Source organism: Pontibacterium sinense, assembly GCF_015209595.1.
GTDB lineage: Bacteria > Pseudomonadota > Gammaproteobacteria > Pseudomonadales > Balneatricaceae > Pontibacterium > Pontibacterium sinense.
On the sequence record NZ_JADEYS010000009.1, the window covers coordinates 40,717 to 60,979 of the forward strand.

Annotated in this window: 14 protein-coding genes; 4 read left to right on the top strand and 10 right to left on the bottom strand. The window is 49.1% G+C overall.

Going from position 1 to position 20,263, the window contains the following annotated elements; translation table 11 throughout:
- Positions 1–8 precede the first annotated feature (8 nt).
- The gene (locus IOQ59_RS10295; RefSeq protein WP_193953205.1) at positions 9–584 is read right to left on the bottom strand and encodes a TetR/AcrR family transcriptional regulator; all 576 of its coding nucleotides are present in this window, start codon (positions 582–584) and stop codon (positions 9–11) included.
- 130 nt (positions 585–714) lie between these two features.
- Here IOQ59_RS10295 and IOQ59_RS10300 point away from each other — a divergent pair, with 130 nt between their 5' ends.
- A complete protein-coding gene (locus IOQ59_RS10300; protein WP_193953206.1) occupies positions 715–1,224 on the top strand; it encodes an HPP family protein in 510 nt (169 codons plus the stop codon).
- 390 nt (positions 1,225–1,614) lie between these two features.
- On the opposite strand, the gene IOQ59_RS10305 is transcribed toward IOQ59_RS10300, so the two are convergent.
- From IOQ59_RS10305 to IOQ59_RS10320, 4 genes are all read right to left on the bottom strand, one after another.
- A complete protein-coding gene (locus IOQ59_RS10305) occupies positions 1,615–4,878 on the bottom strand; it encodes a type I restriction endonuclease subunit R (RefSeq protein WP_193953207.1) in 3,264 nt (1,087 codons plus the stop codon).
- A 26-nt stretch (positions 4,879–4,904) separates the two neighbouring features.
- Positions 4,905–5,939, bottom strand: a complete 1,035-nt coding sequence (locus IOQ59_RS10310; RefSeq protein WP_193953208.1) for a virulence RhuM family protein — start codon at positions 5,937–5,939, stop codon at positions 4,905–4,907.
- A gap of 81 nt (positions 5,940–6,020) precedes the next feature.
- Positions 6,021–7,358, bottom strand: a complete 1,338-nt coding sequence (locus IOQ59_RS10315) for a restriction endonuclease subunit S (protein ID WP_193953209.1) — start codon at positions 7,356–7,358, stop codon at positions 6,021–6,023.
- The gene (locus IOQ59_RS10320; protein WP_193953210.1) at positions 7,348–8,925 is read right to left on the bottom strand and encodes a class I SAM-dependent DNA methyltransferase; all 1,578 of its coding nucleotides are present in this window, start codon (positions 8,923–8,925) and stop codon (positions 7,348–7,350) included. The genes IOQ59_RS10315 and IOQ59_RS10320 overlap by 11 nt, the downstream gene beginning before the upstream one ends.
- Positions 8,926–9,278: 353 nt before the next feature.
- Between IOQ59_RS10320 and IOQ59_RS10325 the strand changes: the two genes are divergently transcribed.
- Entirely contained in the window at positions 9,279–9,581 is a 303-nt protein-coding gene (locus IOQ59_RS10325; protein WP_193953211.1) for a helix-turn-helix domain-containing protein, read from the top strand.
- Positions 9,582–9,801: 220 nt separating this feature from the next.
- Here the strand turns inward: IOQ59_RS10325 and IOQ59_RS10330 are convergent, their stop codons facing one another.
- The 5 genes from IOQ59_RS10330 to IOQ59_RS10350 form a co-directional block, all read right to left on the bottom strand.
- Positions 9,802–11,910, bottom strand: a complete 2,109-nt coding sequence (locus IOQ59_RS10330; RefSeq protein ID WP_193953212.1) for a methyl-accepting chemotaxis protein — start codon at positions 11,908–11,910, stop codon at positions 9,802–9,804.
- Between the two features lie 566 nt (positions 11,911–12,476).
- On the bottom strand, positions 12,477–14,159 hold the full coding sequence (locus tag IOQ59_RS10335) for an amidohydrolase (protein ID WP_193953213.1): 1,683 nt from the start codon (positions 14,157–14,159) through the stop codon (positions 12,477–12,479).
- A 461-nt stretch (positions 14,160–14,620) separates the two neighbouring features.
- Positions 14,621–14,968 (bottom strand): RidA family protein, encoded by a 348-nt coding sequence (locus IOQ59_RS10340; RefSeq protein WP_193953214.1) that lies wholly within the window; start codon positions 14,966–14,968, stop codon positions 14,621–14,623.
- 642 nt (positions 14,969–15,610) lie between these two features.
- On the bottom strand, positions 15,611–17,797 hold the full coding sequence (locus IOQ59_RS10345; RefSeq protein WP_193953215.1) for an OsmC domain/YcaO domain-containing protein: 2,187 nt from the start codon (positions 17,795–17,797) through the stop codon (positions 15,611–15,613).
- A gap of 135 nt (positions 17,798–17,932) precedes the next feature.
- Positions 17,933–18,148, bottom strand: coding sequence for a hypothetical protein (locus IOQ59_RS10350; RefSeq protein ID WP_193953216.1), 216 nt, complete (start codon positions 18,146–18,148; stop codon positions 17,933–17,935).
- A gap of 182 nt (positions 18,149–18,330) precedes the next feature.
- Here IOQ59_RS10350 and IOQ59_RS10355 point away from each other — a divergent pair, with 182 nt between their 5' ends.
- A complete protein-coding gene (locus tag IOQ59_RS10355) occupies positions 18,331–19,281 on the top strand; it encodes a LuxR C-terminal-related transcriptional regulator (RefSeq protein ID WP_193953217.1) in 951 nt (316 codons plus the stop codon).
- Between the two features lie 187 nt (positions 19,282–19,468).
- The gene (locus IOQ59_RS10360) at positions 19,469–20,083 is read left to right on the top strand and encodes a cytochrome P460 family protein (protein WP_193953218.1); all 615 of its coding nucleotides are present in this window, start codon (positions 19,469–19,471) and stop codon (positions 20,081–20,083) included.
- Positions 20,084–20,263: the final 180 nt, after the last annotated feature.

The window sequence follows — 20,263 nt, forward strand, 5'->3', positions numbered from 1 at the left end:
GCCCCTTTCTACAGGACCGCTGCAACCAATCGTGTTGCAGTGTCTTTCGCTTTAAGCGCCGCATTGCAATCACCCTGCACGTAGGCCAGCGTGATCGCCCCCTCTTTCAACAGGCAAAGATCATCAGTCAGTCTTGAACCCAGTGAAGACGCCATGCCAAGCGCCTCGAACTGTTCGCGCAACAGCATCGCCACATTGATCTTATGGCGCGTGCATTGTAGGTGGATAGGATGATCAGGCGCACTGTATTCACCGCTGACGTTGATAAAGAAGCAACCGTGAAATGGCCGCAGTGCATCTACCCGATCATTGAACCAGTCATCCAGCGCATCAAATAGAGCATCGATTTTATCCGTCACAGACGTCGCCGCATCAAGGCTGCCTTGAAGCCAGTGACAAAAGCGCTGATCGCGATACTCCAGCACCGCCAATACCAGCTCATCTTTACCTGCAAAATGGTGATAAAGGGTTTTCTTGGCCACACCCGATTCAGATAGGATTTCGTTGATACCCACCGCATGAACACCTTTTTGGTAGAAAAGCTCAAACGCAGTAGTGATCAGATGAAGTCGTTTCGCAGACATAAGACTCAAGGTTCCCGATAAGAAAAATGATATTGACACAGGTAGACTGACCTGTCTACCATGCACAAAAGTAGACAAGTCGGTCTACCTCTTTCCACACCCTAAAAACCGGGACTTCAGGAGATACGCTATGTCTGCGTTGTTAAATAAACTTAAAGGCGATGGAGCAGCTCTGCCGCCAAAGCACCCGCTAAAGAACATCCTTCTGGCTGGAATGGGTGGTTTTATTGCTATTGCGGTGATCGCAGGTATCGCAGATAACCTTCAGGCAGCACTGGTACTTGGCTCCTTCGGTGCCTCATGTGTGCTGGTCTTTGGTTTTTCGGACGCGCCGTTTTCTCAACCAAGAAACGTTGTCGCCGGACACTTTTTGAGTTCATTGGTTGGATTAGTTTTCCTGACACTCTGCGGCCCTACGTGGTGGTCTGTCGCACTGGCTGTAGGTACGGCAATTGCCCTAATGATGGCGACACGGACCGTTCACCCTCCGGCGGGTTCTAACCCCGTGATTGTGTTTTTGACTCAACCTGCGTGGGATTTTCTGCTGTTTCCCACACTTGTAGGGGCCGTACTGCTTGTCGCCGTTGCGCTGATATACAACAACGTGAGTCGGCAGGCGAATTATCCGAAGTATTGGTAATACGGAGAGGTTAAATTTAGCCTGAAAGGGTGTGACACGAGGGTGTTTCTGGTTCCCATGGTCCTCCGTGGGAACCCATACGGAAGTCATCGGTAGGCTGGGTGGTATGTCGTAGTGGTATGCGTTCCCACGCGGGAGCATGGGAACGAGGTAAGGCGCACTCTGGAAACTCTGGTTCCCACGGTCCTCCGTGGGAACCCATACACAGCGATTTATTCCTTAATTATCTCCCGAACATCAAGAGAAAAGAAAATGCTACGTAAAATCATCAGTGTAATAGGCGTAATTAATAACCAGGGCCTCCCCTTGCCAGAACAAGAAAGCCGACTGGTAGACCCTCAGACCAGAAGGGAGTACTGGAAAATAACCCCCTGCCAAATCCAATTTCCGCTAACTAATAACAGACGTTTTGTCCGTCCTGTTCTTACGAAAATTTTTAGCCTGTTCAAAGATCTCTTTATACACTTCATCCTTGGTAACAGGTGGATATCCATGCTTAGCCAGCAACATAATAAGTCCTACTTTCAACTCGGCCTTAATATCCTCGCGCTCGCTCCAGTCGGTGTATTTGGCTTTATCATCGACGGTTAGTTTTACGTCTTTGGCCAATGCAATCAGCTTTTCCTCGGGGTAACTGAAGTCATATTTAATGGCGAGGGTTTTCAGGATGTCGTAAAAGGCTTTCTCTTCAAAATCTATACCCAACGCTTCAAAGGAGCTCATCTCCTCCCGCAGCGCGTTATAAAGCTTGATGATCTCGTCTGAGAAATCTTCCAGCACATCGCTGACCAGCACATCATCTTCTTTACGCTCATTGTATTTGTCTACCAGCGCTCTGAAACGTTTGGTGAACTCAATACCCTGTGAGCGATTGGTCTGGCTGAACTGGCCGATGGCCTTCGCCAACATCTGCTGTAGCAATTTGATCTTGGTATTGGGCAGTTTAATCTTTTCGATCTTCGCCAGATAATCATCATCAAAGATATCGATCTCCGACTCGTCATCACTGCCCAGTTTAAAGATCTCCTGCACACCATCACTTTTCAGTGCATCTTCGATCATTGCACGCACTTTGGCGTTCATCTGTGCAGTATCCGGAGCATCACCTTTGGTCAGTTTAAAAACGATAGAGCGCACGGCCAGATAGAAGTGCACTAAGTCTCGCTCTTGTTGGCTTAAACTCTCATTACCACAGCAGATGTCATACGCGGCTTTCAGGCGTTTCACCAGCGCCATAAAGCGCTTCTCCTGCTTATCGGTGATCATGGCGTATTCTGCTGCCATATTGAGGCAGTTCAGCTGTGCGAGTGGTTCACCCCTCAGGTACGGCTGCATATCAAAGCGGTGGAACATCCGGTTAAGCAGATCCAGATGATCCTTCACCGCGATCACTGACTGCTTAATATCTTCAAAGTTAGTTTCTTCCGACTTGGAGTACTGCGCCAGCGCCTTATTCATCTGTGACTTGATGCTGATGTAATCCACCACCAGCCCTTTCTCTTTCCCTTCGAACTTACGGTTTACACGGGAGATCGTCTGAATGAGATTGTGCCGCTGCACAGGTTTGTCGATATAGATCGTATCCAGAAACGGCACATCAAAGCCGGTGAGCCACATATCCACGACGATAGCGATTTTGAAATTGGACTTGGGGTTCTTAAACTGACGGTCCAGTTCTTTGCGGTAATCTTTAGTGCCCAGTAGGTCCCACAGCGCTTTGCTGTCATCTTTGCCACGGGTCATGACCATTTTGACTTGTTCCGACGGCTTGATCTCTTTGCGTTCTTTGTCGGTCAGGGTGATACCTTCATCACAGGCTTTCACTTCAAACCACGCCGGACGCAGCGCTCTAATTTCTTTATAAAGGTCATACGCAATGGGGCGGGCGCTGCTGACAAAGATCGCTTTACCTTTGACGGTCGAACCTTCAGCCACCCGTTTGTCATAGTGCTTCACAAAATCAGCCGCCAGCGCTCGAATACGATCCTCGTCCCCCAGAATCGTGTTCATACTGAGTACGGCTTTTTTACTCTCTTCGATCTGATAGTCGTTCGAACCATCTTCAGCGCACTGCTTGTAGTACGCCTCAATATCATCGAGCTTACTGTTATCCAGCGTAACTCTGGCTGCACGGCCTTCATAGACGATACGCACCGTAATCTCATCATGGACGGATTCCGTCATCGTATAGGCATCCACCACTTCTCCGAATACATCCAGAGTGGCGTCAATCGGGGTGCCGGTGAAGCCCACAAATGTCGCCCCAGGCAGCGAGTCGTGCAGGTACTTGGCAAAACCGTAGGTACGCTTAACACCCTTCTCGGTCACCCGAACCTTTTGGTCCAGATTGACCTGACTGCGGTGCGCCTCATCGGAGATACAGATCACATTGTTGCGATCTGTAAGCAGCTCGGTATCTTCGGTAAACTTATGGATAGTGGTGAGGAAAACCCCGCCGCTGTTACGCCCTTTCAACAACGCTCGCAACTGGTCGCGGCTCTCCACACTGATCACGTTCTGATCCCCGATGTATTCTTTGGCATTGGTGAACTGCGCTGAGAGCTGATCATCCAGATCGGTACGGTCAGTGATTAATACAAGGGTCGGGCTTTCAAAATCCACGCTCTTCATCAGTAAGCGGCAGAGGAACTGCATGGTATAACTCTTGCCGCAGCCGGTCGCACCAAAGTAAGTACCACCTTTACCGTCGCCGTGCGGTTTTTTGTGCGCCAGAATATTCCGGTAGAGCTTGTTCGCCGCGTAATACTGGGGATAGCGGCAGACAATTTTCACCTCGTGTTTGGAACTGTCTGGGAAATAGATAAAGTGGCGGATCACATCGCGCAGGCGGTCACGATCAAACAGGCCGTTGATCATTGTATGTAAGGAATTGATGCCGTCTTTCTCGACCGATTCATCGCCCGTCACTTTACGCCAGGCGTAGAAGAACTCGTAAGGTGCAAAGATAGAGCCCATCTTATTGTTCACACCATCACTGATGACGCAGAGGGCGTTGTACACAAACAGTTGCGGAATCGCACGGCGATAACGGGTGGCTAACTGCACGTAGGCATCATGGATGGTCGCTTCTTCCCGGATAGCGCTCTTAAACTCGAACACCACCAGCGGCAACCCGTTGAGATAGAGTATTCCATCCGGGATACGCTTCTCACCGGCCTCGGATGAAGCAACACCCTCGATCTCCAACTGAGTGACCATCCGGTAGATATTCTGATCCACCATGTAACCTGCCGATGTTTCTGCCGCCATTGGCAATGCTTCGTCCATAGACTGAATAGACTGGGCAAATGCCTGCTTGGTACCCCGGTAGTCCACCAGCTGGATATAGAGGTCTTTCTGGTTGCGGTCTTCACGCTTGAGTAGAAAGCCGTCCGACAACCACTTCATAAACTGCTTGTTACTGTCGTAAAGGTCACTGGCAGGCAAGGTATCCAGCATCCGCACCACCGACTCAATTTCGCCGGGGGTGATCCCTTCTCCGGCATAGCGTTTGGCCAGATAGCTGCTCAGATCATCTTTTATTAATACCTGATCTAAAGAACGCACCAATTCCCCACCTGGCTGATGGGTGTAACCCTGCTCGCCCAGCAGTTGGATAATCGCCTGTTCCAGTTTGGCTTCGGTGAACTTCATATCCCTGATTCCCTGTTAAAATGAGCTTACGGCTTGCCCTTGCCCGTGGTTTTAGATTTGAGCTGTTTCGTCTGTTCGATGAGTGCGTCAAAATCACTTTTCTGCTCAGCTAAGGCCTCACGTCGCCGCATTTCAAACTGATCAAACTCAGCCTCTGCCAGCTGTTTCGCCACCGCAGCAGAGACATTCCCGGCATTCTGCAAGACATCGTGTTCGTTAAATTCCAAAAAGACATCTAATTTATCGGCCCAACTTTGCATCGTCATCGGGCTCTGTTTGGCGGCCTGATTCTCAGCATAATCCAGATACATGGTCACAATCCGGTTCAACCCGGTCATCTCGTCCTGCGTCAGGTAATTTTTCGCAACGCTGACATCTTTTTTATGCACCCGACTGCCCGACCAACTGGTTAGCCCCATATTGGGCTGGGTGTTATCGGCCCGTGCCTGAATCAGTTCTGCTGTGGTATGGCCATGAATCGCCCAATGCAGTTTGTTCTGCACCGAGGCAAAGAACTGCTGGCTTAGCTCTGCGTTTTTGTTGTAATCCGCCGCCGTTACATAGATATCGGTGATCTTCTGATAGAAACGCCGTTCCGATGCCCGGATATCGCGGATACGCGCCAGCAGCTCATCAAAGTAATCAGCACTGAGGTCGCGACCCGGATTTTTCAGGCGCTCGTCATCCATGGCGAAGCCTTTGATCAGGTACGCTTTCAGTACCCGTGTCGCCCACTGACGGAACTGCACACCTCGGTTGGAACGCACCCGATACCCCACCGCCAGTACCGCTTCCAGATTGTAGTGATCCAGCAGCCGCTCCACGTCCCGCGTGCCTTCGCGGGCAACTGTCCGGAATTTCCGGATCGTTGAATCAGGCTCTAGCTCACCTTCATCGTAGATATTAACCAGATGCTCGCTAATGGTTTTGGGCGACTTTTCATACAGCTCAGCGATCTGTCGCTGCGTCAGCCACAGGGTATCGTCCACTAACTTCAGCTGCAGGCGGATCGAACCATCTTCCGAGGTAAAGATCTCCATGGGCAGGGTTGACAGGGTCATTGTGATCTCCTGCTATGTGATCGCAGTTGCGTGGAGGCCTGTTCCGGTTTGGCATTAATGGATTTCATCCTGATATCCTTTTTAGCTCAGTGCTTCAGCGATCAGTTTTTCGGCTTCGGGGATCTGGAGTTCGCCGGAGATTAGTTTGGGTAGCAATAAATCACGTAGCTCTTGCAATCGAATTGCTTCACTGTCCAATTTCCCCATTTTTTCTAGGTACTTAGTACATAAAGAATCAAAGCATGCTTGTACGGTCTCGTTACCCCAACATACAAACTGATCGCCAAAATCACCTTTCCTAAAAAACTCTCTAGCGCTTCCTGAGGCCAACCCAAGAGATCTCTCAGTAACAAGATCAACAACGTACTTCACAAATGACTGCGAAACTATGTTCTGATTTTTCGTACGAAAACACCACATATTCTGGTTACGCAAAGCGGGAAGTGAATGAGGATAAATAATCGCTCTATTCCCCACACTCGCTCCAACCATAACCAAATGGTAGTCAAATGCGCTGCACAGGTATTTTTCGTGGCTGGTTAAGAATATTTCAGGGAGATTCACATCATCTTCTAACCTTTTCACTTTATTAGCATCGAAGTTTTTCGTCCTAAGAACAAAAGTCCCCTCATCAGCATAATCTTTACTTTTAAAGGCAAAGCCATTCAAGATGGAAACCCTACTGCTAAGGCAATCAATCTCCCACTCCTTCGGAATCCACCCCATCTCTTCTGTGAATTCAAATTCGCTTGGGAAGAGTGAACGGATATCATCAGGCAGGGCTGGAACTTCAGCCTCTCCCTTTTCTGCCGTTGCACGCAGCTGTTTACGCTGCTCGGCTCTGACGGCCAACGCTTCAGGAATCGGGTTGCCCGCATCCAGTGCGTTATCAATCACCGGATCAAAATCCACAAACCAGCTTTTAAACAGGGCTTGCGCCATCTGTTCGAGGGTTTCATTCATTTGGCAATTGAGTTCGATTTTATTTTCTAAACTGCCAAGAAATTCTCCAATAGCTTTCTGTTCACATAGCTCTGCTGGGAACTTAATTTGATAAGGGTACACAGCATTTCTATTTAACGATTTTTGAGCACTGCCTGAATTGAATTGGTCGAAATCAATCCCTTGAAGGTAGTAATAAATAAATCGCTCATCATTACCTTTAAAATCTTTAACATAAAGGCAGGTGTTCAACGGCCAGTAGTCCTTCTGCGTATAATTAACCACGCCCATCGAGTTCCCACTTCGTCCTATAACAACTCCCGGCCCTTTGATTTTCACTTCATCATGAAACCCGGTTAGGCCAGATGACCCCATAATAGGAACGACACCCTCATTGCGATCCTGCGATGGCAAATCATGCCCTCTTTGCAACGTAACTATGTCGCCAATAGTGGTATCAATCCATTTAGTCCCCATAACCCAACACCCCCAAATTCTTCCGAATCGCCTTATCCAGCTTTGCCGCTTCGTCCATCTGTTGATAGAGGGTTTGGCTCAGTTCAGCCATCTTGGTTTCAAACGGGATACCGTCATCTTCAATCTCAGCGGCACCGACATAGCGGCCCGGTGTCAGAACAAAGTCGTTGGCTTCGATCTCATCAAAGGTGGCAGACTTGCAGAATCCAGCCTTGTCTTCGTACTCCCCATTCCCCGCTTCGCCACGCCATACATGGTAGGTCCGGGTGATCTCGGCAAGGTCTTCCGTGGTCAGCTCTTTATGGGTACGGCTGATCATGGTGCCCATATTGCGGGCATCAATAAACAAGGTCTGGTTAATACGGCGGCGAAAGCCACGCTCAGAATCGGCGTTTTTATTCTTGGTCAGGAACCAGAGGCAGACCGGAATCTGGGTGGTGTAGAACAACTGCCCCGGCAGCGCGATCATGCAATCCACCAGATCGTTTTCAACCATCTGCTTGCGGATATCACCTTCGCCGCTGGTATTGGAGGACATAGAGCCGTTGGCCAGCACAAAACCGGCGGTGCCGTTTTCGCTTAGCTTGGCGATCATATGCAGAATCCAGGCGTAGTTGGCGTTGCCGGTGGGTGGCACCGGGTACCCGGCCCAGCGTGGGTCGTCCACCAGCTCGTCCGTGGCACGCCACTGCTTCTGATTAAACGGCGGGTTGGCCATGATGTAATCGGCTTTCAGATCCGGGTGCTGGTCTTTAAAGAAGGAATCACCGGCCACATCACCCAGATTGCCCGCAATACCGCGGATCGCCAGATTCATCTTGGCCAGTTTATAGGTGGTACCGGTGTACTCCTGACCGTAGATGGAGATGTCTTTCTGGTTACCGTTGTGACTGTTGATGAATTTGATCGACTGCACAAACATGCCGCCAGAACCGCAGCAGGGGTCATAAATCTTGCCTTTATACGGCTCGATCATCTCGGCAATCAGTGTTACCACCGATTTAGGCGTATAGAACTCGCCTCCGCCTTTACCTTCATTGGCCGCAAATTTGCCAAGGAAGTATTCATACACACGACCCACCAGATCCTGCTCGGTCATATGGCATTCGTCAGCGAGGGTCTGGATATTGTTGATGGTGTCGATCAGTGCCGCCAGTTTGGCAACATCCAGCCCCAAACGGGAGAAGTAGTTATCCGGCAATGCGCCTCGCAACGCCGGGTTGTTCTTCTCGACCGTATGCAGCGCGGTATCGATCTTAACGGCCACATCATCTTGCTTGGCGTGTTTGAGAATGTAATTCCAGCGCGATTCTTCCGGCAGGTAGAATACGTTTTCCATGGTGTAGAACTCCACCATATCCACGTAATCACCCTGCCCCTCATCAATCATCGCCTGACGACGGGTTTCGAACTTGTCGCTGATAAATTTGAGGAAGATAAGGCTCAATACAATGTGCTTGTATTCGGAGGACTCAACGCTGCCACGCAGTTTGTTAGCGGAATCCCACAGGGTTTCTTCGAAGCCTTTCTGGTTTTTAGCCTGCTTCTTTGCCGGTGCTTTTGCCATGAAGTAATACTTAACCTTGATGAATACAGTGGATGAAGCCGTTTAGAGTAATAATAGATACAGATGAAACGGGCATTATATCGGGGATGGCCACGCAGCAGCTCCTTGTCGCGTAGATAAAATAATCATTCAATCAATTATCGATAAGACGGTAAGGATACACCAATCGCTTAGCGGGTTCATACGGATCAAATACGCATATCCTCTACAATCAGAGCTATTCGTTTTCCAATCGAACACCCATTATCTATATTGTGAAGCAGGGACCGTAGCACTGAGGATCGTAGTACTGAACACTATATTTCAGACGGATGACGTAGATTGCCACATTGATAGAGCGTAGGACGACAACAATGAGTAACTTGCTGAAATCATTGCAGAACGATATGACGGCGCTGAAAAATGCGGACCTTGTTAACGAAACAACCATGCGTGAGTTAAACGCGGCGTGTCTGACTGAGGTGACACCGCTGTCTGCTGCCGAGATCAAGCGTATTCGCGCTGAAAGCCATGTCAGTCAGAGCGTGTTTGCCAAGTATCTAAATATGTCCACGGAGAGTGTTCAGAAATGGGAACGGGGTGAAAAACAGCCTTCGGGGGCCGCCTTGAAGCTACTCATTTTGGTCAAGGAGAAAGGTTTGGATGCTATTGCCTGAGCGGTTCAGGCTTCAATATGCGCTCCCACGCGGGAGCATGGGAACGAGGTAGATCTAGGCACACTCCGGTTCCCACGGTCTTACTGTGGGAACCCATACAGCATATGCCAATTGCTGCGGTGTATTGGGTATCGCGTTGCTCAACCCAACCTACAAAGAGCCATCAATAAAATCATTCAGAGTGGTGCGGTACCTTAGAACCTCATAGTGGATAAAGCGCTTATAGTTTAAAGCGCCTCACCATCGTGTTTAACGTCTCGGCAAGGGAGTGAAGGTCTTTCGCGTAATGATTGCTTTTCTCCACCTGCTCACCAATAGATACAGAGGCCATATCGACATTGGACATGTTACGGTTGATCTCTTCGGTCACCTGACTTTGCTCCGAAGAAGCAACAGCGATCTGCTGACTCATGTCTTTGATAAGGTGCACATGGCTTTGAATCTCATCCAGCGATCCTTTCGCTTCATCCACCTTCTCAACACTCTGCAACGAGTATTGTTGGCTGTTCTTCATAATCGCGGACACCTGACTGCTGCCTGATTGCAGCTGCTCTATCACTGCTTGAATCTCACTGGTTGCAACTTGTGTTCGCTGTGCGAGCAGCCGGACTTCATCAGCGACTACCGCAAATCCGCGACCACTTTCCCCTGCCCTCGCCGCTTCAATCGCAGCATTCAGCGCAAGTAAGTTTGTCTGTTCTGCGATCGACTGAATGGTCACAATGATTTTGCTGATGTCGTCGCTTTGTTTGGCCAGGTCATCCATATCGGAAGACGCTGCCTTGACCTCACTGGCTAACTTATTGATCGAGTTCACGGCTTCAATAACCGTCGTTTTGCTGGATTGAACCGACGCAAAGGTCTTATCTGCTTCAGAGGATGCGTTCGCTGCACTGCCTGCCACTTCTGTTGAGGAGTTATTCATCTCCTCCACCGCAGACACAGTCATGTTCAGTTCGCTTTGTTGTTGCTGCATGCTAGTGTGGCTTACTTCAGCAGAGCGATAACTCTTCTCAGCCGTTTCAGATAGTAGAACGCTGGTGCTTTCAATCTCGCTGATGATGTTGTGCATCTGATCAAGAAACTGGTTCAGGCACGCGGCCATTTCACCAATTTCATCTTTAGATTTCACAGCCAGCCTTGCCGTTAAATCACCGTCACCTTCAGCAAGATCTTTGAGCATATCCACGGTATAACGGATAGGCTTCAATACGCGCCCAATAACCCATGCGATACTCAGTACGGCGATGATCGCGCCTAATAAACCGAACAGCACATTGTTCTGATTCAGGCTGTCGATACTTTTTGAAATAATGGCTGTCAGTTGATCGACAGAACCACTAATAACGGTGTCAGGCAGTGCAATTAAGATCGACCAACCGGTCGGTTTATCATTAATTATGATTGGCGATATGGCATAAACCTGATGCTCATAGATCACCACTTTCGGCTCATTGTTTGCGGTCTTTCTTAATTGATTCCAATTGGAAAACTCGTCACCTTCTAACGTTTTTCCCAGCAAGTTTGAGCGCCCGGTAAAGCCAGAGACAATGCCATTCTGACTGACGATCGCCATAGAGCCCTGCCCACCAAAAAAGTCTTTATTCTGGTTTTCGATAAACTTTTGAATAAATTCCAGACCGATATCAACACCTACAATGCCCTGGAATTGTCCCGATTCAACAACCGGTGATGTGATACTCGCCAACAGCACATCTTTGCCATTAATCGGATAGGTATAGGGATCTGTAATGCAGGTGACTTTGCGGTCTTTAGGGCACAGATAATATTCTCCCGCCCGGATGCCGTTTTTATCCCGGCTGGCATTTTCATAATCGACCAGAGCTTCCCACACGACCCCCGTATCAGACCGTGCCACATAAGAGATAAAGCGCCCGGACTGATCACTCGCGGTTAATTTATCATTGATAAAGTCCCGATCTCTGCCGTCATAAGCGTTAGGTTCGTATGCTCCGTAGATGCCCAGAAATTGTGGATTTGCATCTAAAACACTGGCCAGAATCTCGATGCTGTTTTTACGTAGCAGAGGTGACGATTGATGCAATGCTCGATATTGGTGAAGGGACGCAGCCAAAGACTCGGATACTAACTGAGTTGCTTTCAGCTGTTTTGCAATTTCTGAAGCCTGATATTTTGCTGAGCTTTGTATTCGCCCCAATACCGACTCTGAGAATAAGGAAGATGACTGATCCGCCATATTTTTCTTGGTCGAATCAAGCTCGAAAAAACTAAGAAGGGTCAGCACTGTCACGATGATAATAGTTGTCGTGCCAGCTATCGCACTAATTTTGAATTGCAATGAGTTCATAAAGCCTCTTTTTCATCCATAAAAACATTACGACTCCGAGTCCACTTAGAAACAACATCAAGCGGCGATTCTCTAGATGCTAAGTCTAAATAACCCTCTCATATTCATTTATTAATGGCCAACAGTTTTGATGCCTTCACTGTATTGCTACTAAGTCATGGTATAAATCACTCAGATATCCCTAGCCCGGTAGCACAAGATCCAGTAATAGCGAGCCCTAAAAGCACGAATATGGAGATTAAAAAGGCCGACCTTCAAACAGATAACATCCCGCTTGTACGCCCGTTAACTGCGATGAATCTGAGGGTGACATCCTGAGATATGAGACAACATGTTGTGGCCAGAACCATGGCCTTGCAGACCCCCTATTAAAACAACGGGGATTGGGAAAGAATTCTGGGTATTATTGATACAGATGCTCAGATTTCAGCATCCATACCCACGCGGTACATTGAAGTGAGATAGAGGATCAGACTTTAGCTTCCACGGAACTCCGTAGGCACTCATACAGCATATGCCAACTGCTACGATGAGCAGAAATATAGAGATGATACCCAATAGACGTCTTAGTGTTGGGTATCGCTTTGCTCAACCCTATCTACAAACGGCCCAAGCTCACCGGATCGGTATACCCAACGCCCTTCTACCATCGTCGCCAACGGCTTGATCGAGGCGATTTTTCGACGATCGACACTCAGGTAATCCTGATTCAATATCAGCAGATCGGCACGTTTGCCCACCTCCAATGAACCGATCTGATCCTCCATAAACGCCAGTTTGGCATTGTTGATGGTATGGGCAATCAATGCCTGACGCCGGTCTACGTTCTGCTCGGATATCTGCGTACCATCAATCATCTGCCCGTTCACGGCCCACCATAACGTGCGAAACGGGTTGTAGATCGAAACCACCGGACTGTCAGAACCCAACCCCCAAAGCACACCTTTGTCACTCAAGGTTTTCATCGGTGTCATCTGCTGCGCAGCCGCACCAAATCTCGCCTGAAAGCGATAGCCAATCAGCACCGGCCGACTGTGAATGGCAAACAGGACACCCAGAGCCTTTGCGCGCTCAATCGTATCGGGCTTGACGCCGTCGACGTGCGCAAACGTCCAACGCAACGGAGCCAACGGGTACTCTTTGTTTATCTCTTCAAAGGCATCCAGATGCTGATTAATCGATGTGTCATGCACCGCATGCAGATGCAATGGCAAACCCTGTTTCGCCAGCTCGCGGGCATTCGCCAGAAACTCAGCTTTCACTTGCTCACTGCTACGAGCCGCTCGCCCGGCGCTATCTTGCACCGACAGCATTAGCTGCTCACCCACTGCCACCGGGCGGAAAAATGCACTGCCACGGTTAAAGGTGACACCCTCAAGACGGGCCAAATCGGGACTCAGATCTTCTTTACCCCAAGGAATAACCTGTTTCATATAAAACAGCCGGATGGGCATCTCGCCCCGCGAATCGAGACGCTCAAACGGCTCGTAAAGGCGATCATGGGTATCAAACCCACCCGCATCAACCACCGTCGTGAGTCCCGCGCGCGCCAAGTCTTTCAGTGCCTGACGGCTATGCGCCAATTGCTCCTGCCCACGCAGTTCAGCGATCTTCTGTTCGATAAGAAATTGGGCGCGCTTGGTCACCGGCCCTTCGGGTAAACCTTTTCCGTCGAGCAGCAGTCCCGGCATTTGTGGCGGATTCGTGGCATCAACTCCGATATGCCTCATGGCTTGGCTATTGGCATAGCCCCAGTCGAAAAGGTGTTGCAGGTAAACAGGATTATTCGGGGCAGCCTTATCCAGATCCACACGCAGGAAACCGGCCTTCGGCCGTCCTGAAAACTGACGTTCGACAAAGCCCCCACTGGCGATCAGCCATTGTCCGGGCTTCGCCTTTGCGGCGATATCGGCAATACGCTGGAGAGCTTGTCGGTAGTCGAGTACCCCTTCGAGACGGATCTGCTGTTGCCAATTCTGGGCGGCCCGCACCAGATGCATGTGGTTGTCGATCAAACCGGGAATGACCGTCCGCCCTTCGAGATCAATCACTTCTGTGCTCTCGGTGATATGACTGGTGATGTCAGACTCATCACCGATGGCAACGATCCTGCCACCATCAATAGCCAGCGCACTCGCCTGTCCAAACTCAGCATCCACTTTCAGGATATGACCGTTTTTCAGCACCAGTTCTGCGCTTTGTAGTGAACCACTAAATAACAGAAGTAGCGCACAGGTTTGCTGTTTCATAGGGGACTCTCCTATCCAAGGTTTGCCGCAGGCTAAAAGACAATCGTGATAGTGAGAACATATTCATGATCACTTGTTCCACTATAGGCCCACTTCCCTCTTTGCGGACATGTTTTTCGGAGCTTCACTCTGATAACAACCCTTAGCTCCGCACCACATCAGCCTTGAGGAACGGTTCAATATGGCTAATTGCCAGCGTCACATAATGCTCTTTCTCACCACCCGGCAGCTTGCAGCACAACACAGTATCGCCCTAGCCTCAGCATCTCGGGTATATGTAGAACTGGAGAACATAGGGCTTGATGACCATCCTCACCTGCCTCTGGGTTGAGGCTGGCGCTTGGGTCAGTTGAGTTGGAGGAGTTGGAGGAGTTGGAGAGAGCGTTGGGTACTGTAAAACGGGTAATTGATGATTACGCGTACGAAGAGAACTCAACGCTTACAAAAGACAGAGGCCTCGTTTACAGGCTCGCCGTCACGGTCACTTCTACCAGCAAAGTTTCACGCGCCATCAAGGCCTGAACACAAGTGCGGGCTGGGGCACAACCGTCTGGAAGCCATGCATTCCAAAGCTCATTAAAGGCACCAATATCTTTAGTCTCCTTCACATGAATCAACGCAGACAGAATCTTACTTTTGTCCGTGCCAGCTTCCTCCAGATGATCGTCAATTCGCGCCAATACCGACTTGGTTTGACCAACGATATCTTCGTTCGCATCAAGAGCGACCTGTCCACACAGGTATACCGTATCGTTATGAACGACTATACGGCTGACCTTTTCATTAGTACGTTTACGGATGATATCCATGATTTGTGTCTCATTGTCCGAACCCCTATAACGTTATCGTTACAGGGCTAAGATTTTAGGGGAAGGTTGGAGTCTGTAACCCAACTATAGAAAGGTAACCGCAACAAATCCTTACAAGGCGCCGATAAAGGTTACTTCAACCGGAACCGCCTCATTCGCCATCGTGGATTGTACACACGTATGTGCAGGTGCACAGCCTCCCGACAACCATGCGTTTCAAAGCGTGTTGAGGGACACTACATCCTTGTTGTCTTTAACGTGAACCAGGGCGGAAGCCGCTTACTCCTATTGGTGCCCACCTCTGCCAGATCACTGATACCGGCATGCAGCGGTGCTGAATGGAGCATCCGATCTGCTTTACAAAGTACTGAGTGAACGATCTGGTCATATCAGAACGGTTATCGGTTGTACCAGCTTGCCAATGGGTGCTGCTGTTGATATCTCTGCGATTGTTGAGGTTATATAACGCTGCTCCAAGCATCGATACTCGCAGGCCCGTGCACAGTCTAGATAACTACAACAGACGCAAATCCCAAGCGCTCTTTTAATGTTGTGGTTAGCAATGATCTGGCATAAAAAAACCCAGCTGAGTAAGCTGGGTTTTGTATTCATAAAGCTCAATAAACGCTCTGGTCATACTGCTTACTTAGCAGTCCGGGCCGCACGCGCCGCGTGAAGTTTCTTGTAACTCTCAATCAGGCGCAGGTGTTTATCAAGGCCTTCCAGCTGCATATTGGTTGGAGTCAGACCGTAGAACTTCACGTCTCCGTTAAGGGAATCAACCACGTTTGCCATCACCTCTTCACCAAACATACGGCTCAGATTGTGGTGGTAGTCTTCCAGTTCCAACTCTTCGTCCAGCGCAATCTCCAGCACCGCGTTGACTGCCCGGTAGAACAGACCACGTTCAACGGTGTTATCGTTAAACTGCAAGAAGGTTTCCACCAGCTCGATCGCTTCTTCAAACTGCTGCAGCGCTAGGTGGATCAGTATCTTCAGTTCCAGCACAGTGAGCTGGCCCCAGACGGTGTTTTCATCAAACTCAACACCGATCAGGGTGCGGATAAAGGTGTAGTTGTCTTCACCGCTCTCTTCCAGACGCTCGACCAGATCCACCAGCTGCTCATCACCCAATGAGTGGATAGTGAGGATGTCTTCACGGAACTGAAGTGCCTTGTTGGTGTTATCCCAGACCAGATCTTCAACCGGGTACACTTCTGAATATCCCGGCACTAAGATACGGCAGGCAGACGCACCAAAATCATCGAAGGTAGCCACGTACACTTCTTTGCCCAGCTCGTTCAGGATATCCATAAGCGCGGCATTTTCTTCTTCGTTGGTGCCGGAGAAATCCCACTCACAGAACTCGAAATCATGCTTGGCGCTGAAGAAACGCCAGGAGATAACCCCTGTTGAATCGATAAAGTGTTCAACGAAGTTGTTCGGCTCAGTCACCGCCAGACTGTTAAATGTCGGTGGCGGTACGTCGTTCAAACCTTCAAAGCTTCGGCCCTGCAACAGCTCGGTCAGGCTGCGCTCAAGCGCCACTTCAAAGCTTGGGTGCGCACCAAATGAAGCAAATACACCGCCCGTTCTTGGGTTCATCAAGGTGACGCACATGACCGGAAACAAACCACCCAGAGATGCGTCTTTTACGACAACCGGGAAGCCTTGCTCTTCCAACCCTTTGATACCTGCAACGATACTCGGGTATTTATTCAATACTTCCTGCGGTACATCAGGCAGAACCAGTTCTTCTTCGATGATCTGGCGTTTCACTGCCCGCTCAAAGATTTCTGACAGACACTGCACTTTGGCTTCATAAATATTATTACCGGCACTCATACCGTTACTTAGAAACAGGTTTTCCAAGAGGTTGGACGGGAAGTACACGGTTTGCTGATCGGATTGACGTACGTAAGGCAGTGCACAGATGCCCCGCTCTACATTGCCAGAGTTGGTATCGATCAGGTTGGAGCCACGCAACTCATTTTCTGGATCGTAAATTTCACGGCAGTAGTCATCCATCAGCCCGTCTGGAATCGCATCATCTGCCGTCAGTTTGAACCACTGCTCATTGGGATAATGAACGAAGTCACTGTTCGCTATCTCTTCACCGAAGAACTGATCGTTGTAGAAGAAGTTGCAGCTCGCGCGCTCAATAAACTCACCCAACGCAGAACACAATGCACTCTCTTTAGATGCACCTTTACCGTTGGTAAAACACATTGGAGAGGCTGCATCACGAATATGCAAAGACCATACATTCGGGACGATATTGCGCCATGAGGAGATCTCGATTTTCATGCCCAGCTCTTCGAGCATCCCAGTCATGTTGGCAATGGTTTCTTCCAACGGCAGATCTTTGCCCAGAATCATGGTGTGCGCTTCGCCTGCTGGCATGCCCATCGCCATGATCGACGCATCTTCGTCCAGGCTATCAACATTTTCGATCTTAAATTCCGGCCCCTCTTGCACCACTTTCTTGACGGTGCAACGATCGATAGCACGCAGAATACCTTGCCGGTCTTTATCAGAGATACTCTCCGGCAGTTCTACCTGAATCTGGAAGATCTGGTTGTAGCGGTTCTCAGGATCGACAATGTTGTTTTGCGAGATATGGATATCATCCGTAGGAATATCACGCGCTTTGCAGTACACCTTTACAAAGTAAGCCGCACACATCGCGGACGATGCCAGAAAGTAATCAAACGGACTTGGCGCAGAGCCGTCACCTTTGTAACGGATTGGCTGGTCGGCAATGACAGTGTAGTCATCAAACTTCGCTTCAAGTCTGAGGTTGTCTAGAAAATTTACTTTGATTTCCATTTAGATATTCTTTCCGAAATCGTTAGGTGCAAATAGATATTGAGTTTAGCCAGCACAACCGGACTTCATGTTTCGTCCTATCGAAGGCTGTAGCAGCGTATTTCAAACGCAGTCAATCTGACCACGCAGGCCGCATTAATTGGCGGGCATTTTACCATGTTCGTAGAAATTAAAACGAAGACAATCTTGAAGCTCCTGGCCACGAAGTCTGAGCTTACTCACAACACCCACATGACCTGAATTTTTATAACCTTTCCATTGTTCGTCATACGTTTTCAGCATGTAAACCTCATCCAAATTGGTGAATGTTTCTACTAAACGAGGCGCTTGCCCGCGACCAGCGTAGTCCATTTCCCTCTCTCACGGACTTAGCCCTCTGGTATAGCCACGCATCGTGAAAATCATAGTTGGCTCCAGAGGATGAAGTCTGTTGGCGCACAAAACTGACCTACAACCTGCTATATCCTTAGCCGTACCAGACAGGGAGACACGTGGAATAACGCTAACTGCACCTAGTAATGGGGAGATGATCTATGAACACACAGCAAAGGCCATCAGTCCCGAAAGCCCTGCTGAACAAATGGCAGCACATCGTCGATTTGCTAGCTCAGTTAAGTCACACCCGCGCTGTTTTGATTACGCGTGTCAGACAGGACGATATATGCCTGTTGCTGGGCAACCGTAGCGAGGATAATCCGTTTCAAAAAAAGGGTTATAACAAACGATGCAGTGATATGTATTGTGACCACGTAATCCGTAGCCAAAAACCACTTCTGGTGGAAGATGCCACTCAATCTAGCGCTTGGCAAAACGCCCCCCAAATCGAATGTGACATGACCTTCTACCTAGGCTTTCCTCTACGATGGCCGGATGGCGAACCCTTCGGAACCATTTGCCTCATGGATCAGAAGCAGGAAAACAACGCCCTGCAATATCGCCCCCTTATTGAAGAGTTCCAAGCGCTGATCAACAATGACCTGATGCTGTTACAAGATTTGGAATCGCACCATCAACAGCAGATACATCTTGAAAAGACCCTGGAACAAAAGAGCCAAGAGATTGCAGCACAATCAACCGATCTAGATGAGATCAATACAGCGCTGAGGGTGTTGTTGCGGCAACGGGAATACGATAGAAAAGAGATGCAGTCCGAAGCCAGCGAGGAACTCCGTCGCATAGTACTCCCTCACTTAGACGAACTCGAACAAAGCCCTCTAAATACCGTCCAGCAAAACTGTCTGGAACGACTTCGTCATCAGCTGACCGTAAAAACAGATAATCAGGCGATCAGCACGACGTTGTTAAGCCCTACCGAACAGAAGATTGCCCGTTACATCCAGCAGGACAAATCCAGCAAAGAGATCGCAGACCAGATGCACCTAGCAAAGTGCACGGTCGACTTTCACCGGCAGAACATCCGCAAAAAACTCGGGATTAAAAGCGCATCGGTGAATCTAAAAAGCTACCTGATGTCTTTAGTTTGACGCGACGCACCTATTCCTACCTCATATTTTCCCCGTACATAACCCGTATGTTCATACTCCACTTCGCTCTTTAGACTTTTCCAAGTGATCGCTTAACGTCGCTCTTCGTACGTAGCGCTCAGCTAGTCCTACGTTCACGACGTAAGGCTAGCTATAAATCCTTTTTATCCCGCTTGGAACTGTAAAAATGATAAAAATAATATGCTCCCAATCTACAAAGCTGGCCTGCCTATTAGCACTTTTGACTGCCTCTGTACTCAATACAACCTACGCCGAGGATTTACCCTCACCGGCTAAGTTCAATACTGACAATGAGCTGATACTCCCCCTGAACTACCGCGAATGGGTTCAGGTCGGATCAAATGTATCCCCCAATGAACTCAACAACGGCAAAGCGCCCTTCAATGAGATGCGAACAATCTACATGGATCGCGGCGCTTTCCAGCATTGGAAAAAGACAGGTAAGTTCCGCAAAGGAACCCTGCTACTGAAAGAGGTTATGAGTGCCGAGCGTTACAAAGGGTTGACCGGCTCTGGCTACGCTGCCGGTGATGTCGTTGCCGTGGCGGGAATGCTGAAGGATTCAGAGAAGTTCGCCAATGAACCTGGTAACTGGGGCTTCTTCCGTTACCCAAAACTGGATAACAGTGAACTGTTCCAAAAGACGAGTAAGCAGTTCCCGACTGGAAAATGCTCTGGTTGCCATGTCTCAGGAGCTCAGGATGATATGGTATTTACCCAGCATTATCCCGTGCTGACTGATTCAAAAGGTACTGGACGAGTAGCAGTCCCCGTCGAGTAAAGGAGAAGCTAAAAACCCCTATCCGGGCTTCACCGAAGTCTAACCCTAAAGCCGCAACGACCAACATGGTCACCGCGGCTTTAGATTCAATAAATCAGCGCAGCACCCTATCTTCAAGCCAGAGACAACGCATTGAAATGTAAGGGCTTTTAAACCAACCCAAACATTCTTTATGCATCA

What these genes read in the sequence shown, in the direction of transcription:
- IOQ59_RS10315 (WP_193953209.1), bottom strand. Translation starts at nt 7,358, where the DNA reads ATGGGGACTAAATGGATTGATACCACTATTGGCGACATAGTTACGTTG.
- IOQ59_RS10320 (WP_193953210.1), bottom strand. Translation starts at nt 8,925, where the DNA reads ATGGCAAAAGCACCGGCAAAGAAGCAGGCTAAAAACCAGAAAGGCTTC.
- IOQ59_RS10325 (WP_193953211.1), top strand. Translation starts at nt 9,279, where the DNA reads ATGAGTAACTTGCTGAAATCATTGCAGAACGATATGACGGCGCTGAAA.
- IOQ59_RS10310 (WP_193953208.1), bottom strand. Translation starts at nt 5,939, where the DNA reads ATGACCCTGTCAACCCTGCCCATGGAGATCTTTACCTCGGAAGATGGT.
- IOQ59_RS10360 (WP_193953218.1), top strand. Translation starts at nt 19,469, where the DNA reads ATGATAAAAATAATATGCTCCCAATCTACAAAGCTGGCCTGCCTATTA.
- IOQ59_RS10300 (WP_193953206.1), top strand. Translation starts at nt 715, where the DNA reads ATGTCTGCGTTGTTAAATAAACTTAAAGGCGATGGAGCAGCTCTGCCG.
- IOQ59_RS10350 (WP_193953216.1), bottom strand. Translation starts at nt 18,148, where the DNA reads ATGGACTACGCTGGTCGCGGGCAAGCGCCTCGTTTAGTAGAAACATTC.
- IOQ59_RS10295 (WP_193953205.1), bottom strand. Translation starts at nt 584, where the DNA reads ATGTCTGCGAAACGACTTCATCTGATCACTACTGCGTTTGAGCTTTTC.
- IOQ59_RS10305 (WP_193953207.1), bottom strand. Translation starts at nt 4,878, where the DNA reads ATGAAGTTCACCGAAGCCAAACTGGAACAGGCGATTATCCAACTGCTG.
- IOQ59_RS10345 (WP_193953215.1), bottom strand. Translation starts at nt 17,797, where the DNA reads ATGGAAATCAAAGTAAATTTTCTAGACAACCTCAGACTTGAAGCGAAG.
- IOQ59_RS10335 (WP_193953213.1), bottom strand. Translation starts at nt 14,159, where the DNA reads ATGAAACAGCAAACCTGTGCGCTACTTCTGTTATTTAGTGGTTCACTA.
- IOQ59_RS10330 (WP_193953212.1), bottom strand. Translation starts at nt 11,910, where the DNA reads ATGAACTCATTGCAATTCAAAATTAGTGCGATAGCTGGCACGACAACT.
- IOQ59_RS10340 (WP_193953214.1), bottom strand. Translation starts at nt 14,968, where the DNA reads ATGGATATCATCCGTAAACGTACTAATGAAAAGGTCAGCCGTATAGTC.
- IOQ59_RS10355 (WP_193953217.1), top strand. Translation starts at nt 18,331, where the DNA reads ATGAACACACAGCAAAGGCCATCAGTCCCGAAAGCCCTGCTGAACAAA.